This window comes from Candidatus Omnitrophota bacterium (assembly GCA_003598025.1).
Lineage (GTDB): Bacteria > Omnitrophota > Gorgyraeia > Gygaellales > Profunditerraquicolaceae > Profunditerraquicola.
The window spans coordinates 144751-158741 of record QZKH01000006.1; the positions used below are offsets into that span (position 1 = coordinate 144751).

Below are 13991 nucleotides of genomic sequence, written 5' to 3' on the forward strand. Positions count from 1 at the left end.
ATTATAATCAGCATAAGAAAGGCAATTACATGATCAAGCAAAAAACAAAGAAGCCCGATAAGTTCGTAATAACATTATGCGACGGCCCTACATGCATGCATAAGAAATCCAAGGACCTCGAAACGATTATCCAGAAAGAGCTTGATAAATACCGTATACATAATGCGGTAGAAATCAAGCTTTCCGGCTGCTTGGGGATGTGCGATAAAGGCCCGATAATGATCGTAAATCCCGGCTATACCATGTACGGCTCGGTGCATGAAAAAGATATCCCGGAAATAGTAGAGAATCATCTTTTGAATGGCCGTCCCGTATCGAGGTTAGTCATAGATGAAGATCATCTATATAACAGGTTCTTCAGGATCTTCGGCGATATTGCATTCTTCGGCAAGCAGATGAGGATCGCCCTAAGAAACTGCGGCATCATTGATCCCGAGAATATTGATGATTATATTGCGTTGAGAGGTTATGAGGCTCTTGCAAAAGTCGTTACCGACATGAGCCCGCAGCAGGTCATAGACGAAGTCAAGAAATCCGGCTTGCGCGGAAGAGGCGGAGCGGGGTTTGCCACAGGCTTAAAATGGGAGTTTACGTCTAAGGCGCAGGGAGATGCAAAATATGTCATTTGTAATGCAGATGAAGGAGACCCCGGAGCATTCATGGACAGAAGCGCTATAGAAGGAGATCCTCATACAGTGATCGAAGGCATGATAATCGGCGGTTATGCAATAGGTTCAAGCCGGGGTATTATATATATACGCGCTGAGTATCCATTAGCTATAAAGAGGCTTGAAAAAGCGATTGCATTAGCCAGGGACTACGGCCTATTGGGAAAGAATATTTTAGGGTCTGATTTTTCATTTGATATTGAGATAAGACTGGGCGCCGGTGCATTTGTTTGCGGGGAAGAGACCGCGCTTATCCATTCGATTGAAGGCTGCCGCGGTATGCCCAGGCCCAGGCCGCCTTATCCTTCAATTTCAGGGCTTTTTGGTAAGCCGACATTGATAAACAACGTCGAGACATGGGCAAATATTCCGGTCATAATACTTGACGGCGCCAAATGGTTTAGTTCTATAGGGACAGAAAAAAGCAAAGGAACAAAAGTTTTTGCTTTGGCAGGCAAGGTGAAAAACACCGGTTTAGTAGAAGTGCCCATGGGGACAACTTTGCGTGAAATAATATTCGATATAGGGGGAGGTATACCGAATAATAAAAAATTTAAGGCAGTGCAGACCGGAGGTCCTTCAGGAGGGTGCCTGCCGGAAAATTATCTTGATACCAGGATAGATTATGAATCCCTTGCTGCTGCCGGCTCTATTATGGGCTCAGGAGGGATGATCGTAATCGATGAAGATTCATGCATGGTCAAGATGGCAAAATTTTTCCTTGAGTTTACGCAGAATGAATCTTGCGGCAAGTGCACTCCCTGCAGGGAAGGGACAAAAAGGATGTTAGAGATTTTAAACAGGATCAGCCAGGGTAACGGAGCAGAAGATGATATCGATAAGTTAGAACGCTTAGGTAGCATGATAAAGAAGGCTTCATTGTGCGGATTGGGACAATCTGCTCCTAATCCGGTATTAAGCACGATTAAGAACTTCAGGCAGGAGTACGAAGAACACATAAAAGAAAAAAAATGCAGGGCGAGAGAGTGTGTTAATTTGGTCAGTTATACTATTATCGAAAAATGTATCGGTTGCGGTGCCTGTAAGCGCGCCTGTCCTGTTTCGGCCATAACAGGCAGTTTAAAACAGCTGCATTCAATAAACCAGGATAAATGTATAAAATGCGGGCGCTGTTTTGAGGCTTGTAAATTCAGCGCTGTGGTGAAATCTTAAGGAGCTATTAATTATGGAAAAGAGAATCATAACTATATATATTAACAATAAACCTTATAAGGTTAACGATAATCAGACTGTCATGCAGGCCGCCGACAGCGTAGGCTTTAAGATCCCGCGCCTTTGTTATCATCCTAAGCTATCTATTGAAGGCGCCTGTAGGGTTTGTATTGTAGAGGTAGAAGGCGCGAAGAATTACATAGCATCTTGTGCTTTTCCGGTATCTGAAGGCATGAAGATATACACCGATACAAATGAATTACGTAAAGCCAGGCGTGATATAGTCGAGCTGATACTTGATAACCATCCTCAGGATTGTCATACGTGCGAAAGAGACGGAATTTGTGAATTGCAAAGGCTTGCTTATGCAATGGGGATACGCAAACGCCATTTTGAGGGGGAGAGAAAACATTACGATAAGGACCTTTCTTCTACTTCTGTTATCAGGGATCCTGATAAATGCATCCTTTGCGGAAGATGCGTGCGTATGTGCTCTGAGATTCAGAAGGCAAACGCAATCCAGTATGCACATAGGGGATTTAAAACAGTTGTGATCCCGGCTTATGATATGCCGTTTAAAGAAAGTGTCTGTACCACCTGCGGCCAGTGTATTAATGTCTGTCCTACGGCAGCTTTTGTTGAGAAAAACCACACGCAGGAATTGTTTAATAAGCTTAACGATGATTCGATAATTAAAATCGCTCAGATAGCTCCTTCTGTAAGGGCTGCTATCGGTGAAGCTTTCGGGCTTGAACCCGGCAGAATAATGGAAGGGGAGATGGCAGCGGCTTTAAGAAGGCTGGGTTTTGATTATGTTTTTGATACGCAGTTTTCCGCCGACCTTACAATTATGGAAGAAGCCAATGAGTTCCTGGAAAGAATACAGGGCAAGGGTAAACTCCCGATGATTACTTCATGTTCAAGCGCCTGGATGAAATGTGTGGAGCAGTTTTATCCTGACCTTATCGATAATATATCTACATGTAAATCTCCAATGTCGATGATGAGCGCCCTGCTTAAAACATATTTTGCAAAAAAGATCAAAGCCGACCCCGGAAAGATATTATCTGTGGCAATAATGTGCTGCACGGCAAAAAAATATGAAGCCCAAAGGCCGGAATTATCGGTTGATGGCATGCAGACAACAGATATGGTGATAACTACACGCGAGATAGGTTGGATGATAAAATCTGCAGGTATTGATTTTCTTAATATCAAGCCGGAGCATTTTGATACTCCGTTAGGATTGTCTTCAGGGGCAGGTGTGATATTCGGAGTTACCGGAGGCGTAATGGAGGCCGCTATCAGGACAGCTTATGAGTTATATACCGGGGAAACGCTTATGGATATAGAAGTCAATGACATAAGAGGTTTTAAGGGTATAAAAGAAGGTAAGCTTGTTATGGATGGAAATGAAATAAGGGTCGCTGTCGCTCATGGCCTGGGCAATGCCTGTGACCTTCTTGATATAGTGCGTAAGGAGCCGGGACGCTATCATTTTATTGAAATAATGGGTTGTCCGGGAGGATGTATCGGAGGAGGGGGCCAGCCATATGCCAGCTCTAACTCTATACCGCTTGATGAAGAATGCCTTAAGAAAAGAGCCGAAGCATTATACGGCCTGGACCGCTCAAGGACAATAAGGCGAAGTTACGAAAATCCGGATATTCAGAGGATCTATAAAGAATTTCTCGGAAGGCCGCTTGGGCCTGTTTCGCACAAATTATTGCATACGCATTATAAGGCAAAAGAGCCCAAGGGGATAATACCGTCCACAGCGCATATAAGATAAGGAAAGGAAGCCATACATGATAGCAAGCCAGGATACAAAATTACAGGAGTTGAAAGATTTTATTGCCGATTGCAAGAACAGGGATTACCCTGAATCGCAGCTTATAGCCATATTGCATAAAGCCCAGGGGCTTTATGGGTATTTAAGCAAAGAGATAATGGATGAAGTTGCTCAAGGGATGAGTATCCCGACTGCCCATATCTGGGGCGTAGCGACATTTTATCATTATTTTAACCTTGAGCCGATAGGCAAATATGTTATTTCCATATGTCTAGGTACTGCCTGCTATGTCAAGGGGGCTAATGATGTGCTGGAGGCAATAAAAAAAGAGCTAAATATAGATATAGATCAGACTACCGAAGATAAGCTTTTTACTCTGCAGGTAGCCAGATGTTTGGGCGCATGCGGCCTTGCTCCGGTAATAATGATTAACGGCAAGATACACGGAGAACTTAATCCTGAAAAAGTAGTATCTATTTTAAAGGAATACCGTAAAAAAGGATAGGTTTTTACCGATGAAATATATCAATGAGGAAAAAATATACACGCAACTTTCAGGCGCAAAGTCCGTATCAACCCAGGAGATTGAGAGTATCCTTGCTAAAAGTGTCTCTTTGAAACGCCTGGAGCTTGATGAGGTAGCTAAACTTTTATCTGTGGAGGGCCAAAAAAGCACATCTATGCTATTTGATGCTGCCTCAAGGGTGAAAAATGAGATTTACGGTAGCAGGGTTGTGTTGTTTGCGCCTCTTTATATCAATAATATTTGCAGCAATTATTGCGCTTATTGTGCTTTCAGGGCGGATAATAAGACAATAAAAAGAAGAAAACTTAATCAGGAAGAGATTTCTGAGCAGGCCAGGGTCCTTTTGAAGATGGGGCATAAAAGAGTCTTGGTTGTTTCATCCGAGCCCGGGGGGAAAGAGGATGCGGATTATTACGTAGATTCAATAAAGACCATATATTCAGCCAGGTTCAATAATAATTATATCAGAAGAGTGAACATTAATTGTGCTCCATTAAGTATAGACGGGTTCAGGAAATTAAAAGACGCAGGTATAGGGACTTATCAGCTTTTTCAGGAAACATATCATCATAAGACTTATTTACAGCTCCATCCAAAAGGCCCCAAGAGCGATCCTGATAATAGGATTGAGGCAATAGAAAGGGCGTTTGCCGCAGGTATTGAGGATATCGGCGTTGGGGTATTATATGGTTTGTATGATTACAGGTTTGAGACTTTGGCGCTATTAACACATATTGCATGCCTTGAGCAGAAATTCGGGGTAGGGCCTCATACTATATCCGTGCCAAGGATCGAACCTGCTCTAGGAACTGAATTCTTCGATTCCAGCAGATATAAGGTCAGTGATTTAGAGTTTAAAAAGCTCGTAGCAATAATCAGGCTGGCTGTTCCCTATACAGGGATTATACTTTCGACCAGGGAGAGCCCAAAGATGAGAGATGAGTTGTTTAATCTCGGCGTTTCGCAGATAAGCGCAGCTTCAAGGACTTCGCCGGGAGGATATGCGGAGCCGGGGGCTGATAAAGATACAGATAGCGGGGGCCAATTTGTCCTTAGCGATAACCGCAGCCTGAATGACATGGTAAAATTGCTGATCGAGAAGAAATCGATACCGAGTTTTTGCGCCGCCTGTTACAGGAAGGAGCGCACCGGCAAGGCGTTTATGAGCCTTGCAAAGCCGGGTAACATAAAAGGCAAGTGCAGTATAAATGCATTAGTTACGCTGAAGGAATATTTAGATGATTTTGCAACCGGTGATGTTAGAAGCCAAGGGTATGCTTTAATAGATGAAGTCAGTAAATCTTTGCCTGAAGAGGACAAAAAACAGCTTATCCCTTTTCTTGAAGAGGTAAGCAGAGGTATCAGAGATAAGTATGTCTAGATATGTAGGTTTATTAGAAGAAATATACAGCCAGAAACATCCCGATAGGAGTATTATCGTGGAGTTGCTTAAGCTTGACAGGGCAAGGGCAGAAGATATTTTTTTATTTGCCGAACGCCTGCGTAGTGCCTTTATGGGGGAAGGCATACTCGTAAGAGGGATAGTTGAGTTTTCAAATATATGCAGGAACGAATGCTTATATTGCGGGTTGAATAAAAATAATACTTCCTTAAAAAGATACAGGTTAAGTATGCCGGAGGTACTGCAGGCAGCCAGGCAAGTAGCCTCAAACGGCATAAAGACAATCGTTTTACAGTCCGGGGAAGACGACGGATTAGACGCAGCATGGCTTTATGAGCTGATATGCCGGATAAAATCAGACTATAATATAGCCGTGACCCTTTGCGTGGGTGAAAGAAGTTTTGAAGAATATAAGCTATGGAGAGAAGCAGGAGCAGACAGGTATCTGCTTAAAATAGAAACGACTGATAAGGCTCTGTATGAAAGGCTGCATCCGGGTATGAGTTTTGATAACCGCATCAGGTGTTTAATGCAGCTTAAGGAATTGGGTTATCAATTAGGTTCGGGAAATATTATCGGCCTTAAAGATCAGTCCTTGGAATCTATTGCCGGGGATATATTATTTTTTAAAGAGATGAATTTGGATATGGTAGGTATAGGTCCTTTTATACCCCATCCGCAGACAAGGCTATCTTCCGAACTTCAGGGAGAGGTGTTTTTGACCCTTAAAACTATAGCCCTTACCAGGATAGTTACTAAAACGGCTCATATCCCTGCTACCACAGCTTTAGGCAGCCTGGAAGCTGATTACAGGATAGCTGCGCTTAAATCCGGAGCAAATGTGCTTATGCCGAATTTTACTCCAGCCGGAGTAAAGAAATTGTATGATTTATACCCGCATCGCAGATGCCTGGATGATTCCGGATCAATTTGCGTAAAGTGTATGGATAATTTTGTTAAACCGATAAACAGGCATTTGGATTTCTCCAGAGGCGATTCTTTAAAGAAGGAAGATGAAGCATATGTATAAAACCCCGGCAAGCAACAGGCTGCACATAGGCATTTTTGGTAAAAGAAATACCGGGAAGTCCAGCCTTATCAATGCAGTGACTAATCAGGATATTGCTATAGTATCGGAAGTGGCCGGCACTACTACGGACCCTGTATATAAGGCAATGGAGATATTGCCTATAGGGCCGTGTATGTTAATCGATACTGCCGGTATAGATGATGAAGGGGTTTTGGGCGAAGAAAGGGTAAAGAAGACGCAAAAGGTATTAAGAAAAACCGATGTAGGAATAATAGTTGTAACTCCGGATACAAGAATAGATAATTTTGAGGAAGAGCTGGTAGGGGTCTTTATCCAGAAGAAACTCCCTTTCCTTTTTGTTGTTAACAAATGCGAACTGGATGGCCGGGATGCTGTCATTTATCTGCAGGCAAAGGGTTATGAATATATAGAAGCCAGCTCAAAATTAGGCACAGGTATAGATGAGCTTAAAAAAAAGATAATGGAATTAGCGCCCGCCCACTGGTCACCGGTGCCGTTGGTCGCCGATATTATAGAGGAAAGAGATACCGTTGTCCTGGTTTGCCCCATAGACAGCGCTATGCCGCAGGGAAGGCTTATCCTGCCTCAGGTTCAGGTAATGAGGGATGTGCTTGACAGGAACGCTATCGCATATGTAACTAAAGAAACGGAACTGGGCCAAGCAATAAAAGCACTTAAGGATAAACCCAAAGTCGTTATAACCGATTCGCAGGTATTCGATACTGTTAAAGATATCCTGCCTCAAGATATCCCGCTGACATCTTTTTCAACGGTCTTTGCAAGGCATAAGGGCGATTTGAATGCGTTTATTGAGGGCGTATATGCGATTGAAGAATTAAAAGACGGGGATGAGGTGCTTATCTCCGAGGCTTGCACGCATCACGTCCAGGCCGAGGATATCGGCAGGACCAAAATACCCACATGGTTACTCAATAAGACAAAAAAAGACCTGCATTTTGAAGTTTCTGCAGGCGGTGATTTCCCCGAGGACATTAAGCGTTTCAGCCTGATAATAAGCTGCGGGGGGTGCATGATAAACCGCAGGGAGTTATTGTATAGGATAGAGCGGGCAAAAAAAGAGAATGTACCAATAACAAACTATGGTATAATAATCGCGTATTTTTCCGGGATTTTAGACCGGATACTGCAGCCTTTTTCAAAAGGTCTCGTTAAGATTGAAAATAAAAACAGGGAATTATCGTCCCATTAATAAAAGGAGGAAGTAATGCCGGGTAAGATACTTATTATTGATGATGATGCGGATTTTAGAGAGGCTATTTCTATGCTGTTAGAAGCTAAAGGTTATTCTGTCTCTACCTCAGCCAATGGTAAAGACGGTTTGGATAAAGCCAAGTCAATAAAACCTTCTTTGATACTGCTTGACGTCATGATGACAACCAAGACAGAAGGCTTTGATCTGGCGCAGCAATTTAAGAGCTCCAAGGATTTAAATAAAATACCGGTTATTATAATAACCGGTATCAAGAAAGATATGAACCTGCCTTTTAGTTTTGAGGCCGATAATGATTGGCTGCCCGTAAAAGCAGTATTGGAGAAGCCTGTCAAGCCGGATATATTATTGTCTGAAATCGAGAAATACGTAAAGGCATAATATTCTAACAGATTGTAAACAAAATAGTTTTGTTTCAGGCGAGGATTTTCTTAACCTGTTTAGGCCTTAAAGCTTTATTTTATTTTTCACAGCTTGACAAATAAGCCAAATTATTACATAATAAAACAGTAATAGTTTGGCTTATTCTTTTGAACATCTCCGCTTGCGAAAAATCCAAGACAACCACAGTTCATTACCAAAATACCGAAACAACCATAAGAGAGGTACCATATGAATTTCAACCTGGATTTTCCTGTTATTCTGAAGTTATTTGGCCCGGCGGTTATCTTCTTAGCAAGCATTATTACCGGCTATATGCTAAGATCTATAGTATTTAGCAAGCTTAGCCGTCTTGCCCGTAATACCAGGTCGCAGATTGACGACATCATTATTTCATCAACGAAAACACCATTTATCATTTGGTGCATGATGTTTGGTATATATTTCGCACTGGAGTTCTCAGATTTGCCGGAAGGCGCAACGCATATTGCAAGTAAAATATTGGTGGTCTTAGGCATTGCCTCAGTGACTATTGTCTTAGCTAATATAATTGCTAGGATAATCCAGGTTTACGCCAATAAAATAGCCGGAACCCTGCCGATAACATCCCTTACCCAGAATATCAGCAGAATAATTATATTTATAATCGGCATACTTGTAATTCTTAACGGTCTTGGGATATCCATTACCCCCATACTTGCTACTCTTGGCGTCGGCGGCTTAGCAGTAGCCTTAGCATTACAAGATACCCTTTCTAATCTATTCGCAGGTTTCCATATCACCATATCCAGGCAAGTAAGAATAGGAGATTATATAAAGCTGGATAGCGGACAGGAAGGCTATGTCATCGATATAAACTGGCGTACAACTAAAATAAGGATGCTGCCTAATAACGTGGTACTGGTGCCGAATGCAAAGCTCGCCCAGGCAATTATTACTAACTTTTACTTACCCGATACAGAGATGGCAGTTTTAATAGAAGTCAGAGTGCACTATGGAAGCGATCTTAAAAAAGTTGAAAAAATCACCTGTGAAGTGGCAAGCCAGATAATGAAAGAGGTTAACGGAGGAGTCCCCGGATTCGAACCTTTTATAAGATATCACACCTTCGGAGATTTCAGCATTGGTTTTACTGTTATTTTAAGATGCCGGGAGTTTGTTGACCAATATCTGGTCAAGCATGAATTCATAAAGAAACTCCATGAAAGATATGCTAAAGAGCATATTAATATCCCTTATCCGATAAGGGCCATAAATTACAGCCAAGAAAAGGCAGAAGCATAAATGTTTATATTATCTAACTTTTTAGCTAGTTTAGCCAGGGTAACGGATATGCTGCTTACAGCCTTGTATTGGATGGTATTGATACGTGCGTTGATAAGCTGGGTAAACCCCGACCCATTAAATCCGATAGTCCAGTTTCTGTATAAGGTAACCGAGCCCATTTTAAACCCGATCAGGAGAATGCTCCCATTAGGTCTGAAGTTTGGAATTGATATTTCACCAATAATCGCATTTTTACTGATTATCTTCATCCAGTCTTTTTTGGTCAAAAGCCTTTTTGACCTTTCTTTAAGGTTGGGTTAGCGAGAAGGAGAGGCAGTATGTGGAGTAAGGAAAGTTTGCAAGAACTGATTAAGGAAAAGATGGCGGATTATTGCTTTATAGTAGTTTCTAACCGCCAGCCCTACATTCATATTTATAAAAAAGGCAAAATTACATATCAGCGCGGTGCAGGAGGCGTCATAACTGCCCTTGATCCGGTCATGCAGGCATGCAAGGGGATTTGGGTGGCATTTGGTAATGGAGAGGCTGACCGTAAAGTAGCGGATACTAACGGTAAGTTAATGGTCCCTCCTGAAAACCCTGCTTATGTTTTAAAGAGAGTTTGGCTCACCAAAGAAGAGGAGAACGGATATTATTACGGCTATTCCAATGAAGCATTATGGCCGCTTTGCCATATGGCTTTCCAGAGGCCGGTGTTCAGGGAGAATGATTGGTCATGCTATAAGGAAGTAAATAAAAAATTTGCCAAAGCCGTTATTGATGAGATAGGGAATAAGAAGGCATTTGTATGGATACAAGATTATCATTTATGCTTGCTGCCTAAATACCTGAAAGAGATGGCTCCCAACCAATTGATAATTACGCATTTCTGGCATATCCCATGGCCTAATCAAGAAACTTTCAGGATATGCCCGCAGAAGAAAGAGCTTCTTGAGGGGCTTTTGGCCAATGATCTTTTGGGATTCCATATACGTTATCATTGTGATAATTTTATCGATGTTATTGACAGGGAGATCGAGAGCAAGATTGACAGGGAAAGATTTTCCGTAATTAAATCAGGGCACGAAACTCTGATCAGGCCTTATCCGATAAGCGTCGATTTTGATGGTATTAGTATGGCATCAAATTCATCCTTAGTCAAAAGCATCCAAGAAGAATTGCGCCAGGAATATTCCCTTGAAGGATATAAAATAATATTGGGCTTAGACAGGATTGATTATACCAAGGGGATCCCGGAAAGGCTCCTTGCTATGGATGCTCTGCTGGAGAGGCACCCTGAACTTAAAGAAAAAATATTATTTTTGCAGATGGGCGAGATCAGCCGAATACATATTCCAAGGTATAAACAGCTTAATGATGAGATTAATGCTTTGGTTGAGCAGATCAATTGGAGGCATTCAACAGACACCTGGAAGCCGATAGTGCTTGTCAGAAGGCACCTTTCTTTTTCTGAAGCCCTGGCATTTTACAGGATGGGCAGTGTTTGTATCGTAAGTTCTTTGCATGACGGCATGAACTTAGTGGCAAAAGAATTTATTTCCAGCCGTTCTGATGAACAGGGGGTACTTGTCCTTAGCCAGTTTACCGGCGCATCCAGAGAGCTTACCGACGCAATACTGGTCAACCCTTATGACCGCGAGCAATTCAGCGAAAAAATATTTGAGGCTTTAAGCCTAAACACAGAAGAGCAGAAAAGAAGAATGTCTAAAATGAGGCAGCATATCTCCCAGTATAATATCTTCCGATGGGCCGGCAAAGTGCTCTCTGAGCTGCTTAAATTTGAATTTAAAGAATAGTGAAATATTTATTAAGTAATTGGCGTCAATTTAAGGATAAAATAAGGGGAAAAAAGATAATTCTGCTGCTTGATTATGACGGAACGCTTTGCCCTATTAAGAGAACTCCTAGGCTTGCGGTAATACCGCATGATGTTAAGGCACTGCTTGAAAAGCTTTCGGGCATGTTGGATTGTAAACTGGCTATTATAAGCGGAAGAAGCTTGGAAGATATCAAAAATATAATAGGGATCCGTGGTATCATATATTCCGGAAACCATGGCTTTGAGATCGAGGGTCCTAAGATCAAATTCCATGGTTCTATACCTTATGGATACAGGCGCATGCTTGAAAGTATAAAGAGGAAGTTACACAAGAAGTTTAACGGTGTTAAAGGGGCAATTTTAGAGGACAAGGAATATTCTCTGGGTATTCATTACAGACTGGCGTCAAAAAGCGCTTTATCAGCTATCAAGAAGGCGTTCTATGAAGTCGTGATGGTTTATCTTATAAAGGGTAAGATAAAGATCAGATATGGCAAGAAGGTTTTTGAGGTAATGCCTCCGAATGGTTGGGATAAGGGAAAGGTTGTATCCTGGCTTTTGAGCAGGAAGTTTTTTAGCTTTGGGGCTAAAATGGCCATTCCTATTTATCTTGGTGATGACCTGACTGATGAAGATGCTTTCCAGACGCTAAAAAATAAAGGGTTGACTATTTTCATCGGAAAACCTAAAATGTCATCTGCAAAATATTATCTTAGAAACGTTGGCCAGGTTAAGCATTTTTTGAAAGAAATTATCAAGTTTTTGGAGGGCGCTTAACATGCCGGAAATAACCGCAGCAAAAGAACCATTCAGGTTTTATACAAGGCTGCATCTTACCGAGCTTACAGGTTTTAGGGCCTCAACCCTGACGCAGCTGCTTAATTTAATCAAAGAAGTCCCCGGTTCGAGCATATATCATCATACACACAGGTTTTTGCAGCAGCATCAGCAATTTTCTCCTGAACCGCCGAATGATTTTTCTTATTGGGCCGTAGAGATACTCGGAGAGGATGATTTGGGAGAGAGGCTGGCCAGCGTTGATACCATACAATACCCGACCATACGCAGCCTGCGCGAGAAAATCATTGAAACGATTGAAAATTACCTCGAAGAAGACCCGACTGCAAAACTAAGGTTTGCGCACAAGGGCGAGGAATTCCATTTTGCAAAATCAGTAAGTTTTGTCTTTCCCACTAATTATATTGCCGCAAATCTAAAAGAATTTGCTGAGATCCTTAAAAAAATAACAATAGATTCGATTTATTTCCATATTTTTGAGGCAAGGCTCAGGCTTGAAAAGAAGGCCAATGATTTTTCTTACTGGATAGATACTTCCTTGGGGGATAAAGAGCTGGCAGATGGGATTTCACGCCTTGACCCTTACACGTATACACTTGAAGACCTTAGGCGTAAAATTGTAGCTATGGTTGAAAGAAAGATAAAGTGATATGGTAAAGATAGAAGAATATGTTTCTATAGTCGGTGAATCTGTTATTGAAGACTTAAAGCTTGTTGCTGACAGGCTAAAAGGCAAAGTGATCCAGCATATTAATTCAACTGCGGTAGGAGGCGGGGTAGCGGAGATTTTAAACAGGATGGTTCCTTTGTTAAAAGAATTAGGCGTTGATTGCCGCTGGGACCTGATTAAAGGCGGGGAGCAGTTTTTTGATGTTACCAAGAAATTTCATAACGCCTTGCATGGGCGCAGAGAGGATATCACGCAAAAGGATTTTGATATTTTCCTTGAGACCAGCAATAAGAATATCGAAGAGGTAAACACTTACGGGGATATTGTGTTTATCCATGACCCCCAGCCCATTGCGTTAATCAAGAAGAAAGCCCAAAATAAATGGTTGTGGAGATGCCACATTGATGTCTCAGAGCCTAATAAAAAACTTTGGGATTTTCTTAGGGAATATATAGTGCAGTATGATTCTGTCGTATTTTCTACTCCGGGATTTTCACAAAAATTGCCCATAAGGCAGTTTTTGATATCTCCGTCTATAGATCCATTAAGCGATAAAAATAAAGAACTGCCTGAGGACCTGATTGCAGCAGTACTCAGGAAATACGGCGTGCCGGATGATAAGCCTATAGTTACACAGATCTCGCGTTTTGACAGGCTCAAGGATCCGATAGGGGTAATAAAGGCATATAAGCTGGTAAAGAAATATATTGATTGCCGCCTTATATTGGCAGGCGGCACGGCCAGCGATGATCCGGAAGGTATTAAAGTCCTTGAAGAAGTCAGAGAGCATTCTCAGGGAGATAAGGATATACATATTTTGCTTATGCCGCAAAACGACATCGAGATCAATGCCCTTCAGAGGGCCTCAGCTGTATTGGTACAGAAATCATTAAAAGAGGGATTTGGATTGACCGTTTCCGAGGCCTTATGGAAAGCAAAACCTGTTGTTGCCTCTAACGTCGGAGGCATACCATTGCAGATCAAACATAAGTATTCTGGGCTGCTTTGTCATTCTATAGAAGGAGCTGCGTTTGAAATAAAGCAGTTATTGAACAGCCCCGAATACGCAAAGCGCCTTGGAACAAACGGCAAAGAACACATAAGAAACAATTTCCTGCTTACCCGCCATTTGAAGGATTATATGTTGTTATTTCTCTCTCTTTACCATCCCGAAGATATAGTGTATTTATAGC

13 protein-coding genes are annotated in these 13991 nt (G+C 41.9%); all 13 read left to right on the forward strand.

What is annotated here, in order from left to right:
* The first annotated feature begins 29 nt into the window (after positions 1–29).
* The 13 genes from nuoF to C4533_06085 all read left to right on the forward strand — a co-directional run bounded on the left by nuoF (position 30) and on the right by C4533_06085 (position 13990).
* Positions 30–1841, forward strand: coding sequence for an NADH-quinone oxidoreductase subunit NuoF (gene nuoF / locus C4533_06025; GenBank protein ID RJP28029.1), 1812 nt, complete (start codon positions 30–32; stop codon positions 1839–1841).
* Positions 1842–1854: 13 nt separating this feature from the next.
* The gene (locus C4533_06030) at positions 1855–3633 is read left to right on the forward strand and encodes a 4Fe-4S dicluster domain-containing protein (GenBank protein RJP28030.1); all 1779 of its coding nucleotides are present in this window, start codon (positions 1855–1857) and stop codon (positions 3631–3633) included.
* Positions 3634–3649: 16 nt separating this feature from the next.
* Positions 3650–4138: an NADH-quinone oxidoreductase subunit NuoE gene (nuoE, locus tag C4533_06035; protein RJP28031.1), complete on the forward strand. Its 489-nt coding sequence runs from the start codon at positions 3650–3652 to the stop codon at positions 4136–4138.
* Between the two features lie 10 nt (positions 4139–4148).
* Positions 4149–5540: a [FeFe] hydrogenase H-cluster radical SAM maturase HydG gene (hydG, locus tag C4533_06040; protein RJP28032.1), complete on the forward strand. Its 1392-nt coding sequence runs from the start codon at positions 4149–4151 to the stop codon at positions 5538–5540.
* Positions 5533–6591 (forward strand): [FeFe] hydrogenase H-cluster radical SAM maturase HydE, encoded by a 1059-nt coding sequence (hydE, locus tag C4533_06045; GenBank protein RJP28033.1) that lies wholly within the window; start codon positions 5533–5535, stop codon positions 6589–6591. Before hydG ends, hydE begins: the two co-directional genes overlap by 8 nt.
* Positions 6584–7822: a [FeFe] hydrogenase H-cluster maturation GTPase HydF gene (gene hydF, locus C4533_06050; protein RJP28034.1), complete on the forward strand. Its 1239-nt coding sequence runs from the start codon at positions 6584–6586 to the stop codon at positions 7820–7822. Before hydE ends, hydF begins: the two co-directional genes overlap by 8 nt.
* 15 nt (positions 7823–7837) lie before the next feature.
* Entirely contained in the window at positions 7838–8224 is a 387-nt protein-coding gene (locus C4533_06055) for a response regulator (protein RJP28035.1), read from the forward strand.
* 315 nt (positions 8225–8539) lie between these two features.
* Entirely contained in the window at positions 8540–9508 is a 969-nt protein-coding gene (locus tag C4533_06060) for a mechanosensitive ion channel family protein (protein RJP28260.1), read from the forward strand.
* Positions 9509–9811, forward strand: a complete 303-nt coding sequence (locus C4533_06065) for a YggT family protein (GenBank protein RJP28036.1) — start codon at positions 9509–9511, stop codon at positions 9809–9811.
* Positions 9812–9870: 59 nt separating this feature from the next.
* Positions 9871–11307, forward strand: coding sequence for a trehalose-6-phosphate synthase (locus C4533_06070; protein RJP28261.1), 1437 nt, complete (start codon positions 9871–9873; stop codon positions 11305–11307).
* Positions 11304–12107, forward strand: coding sequence for a trehalose-phosphatase (gene otsB, locus C4533_06075; protein RJP28037.1), 804 nt, complete (start codon positions 11304–11306; stop codon positions 12105–12107). The genes C4533_06070 and otsB overlap by 4 nt, the downstream gene beginning before the upstream one ends.
* 49 nt (positions 12108–12156) lie before the next feature.
* Positions 12157–12777 carry a hypothetical protein gene (locus tag C4533_06080; GenBank protein ID RJP28262.1) on the forward strand — a complete coding sequence of 207 codons (621 nt, stop codon included), beginning with the start codon at positions 12157–12159 and terminating at the stop codon, positions 12775–12777.
* 1 nt (position 12778) lies between these two features.
* A complete protein-coding gene (locus C4533_06085) occupies positions 12779–13990 on the forward strand; it encodes a glycosyltransferase (protein RJP28038.1) in 1212 nt (403 codons plus the stop codon).
* The last annotated feature ends 1 nt before the right edge of the window (position 13991 follow it).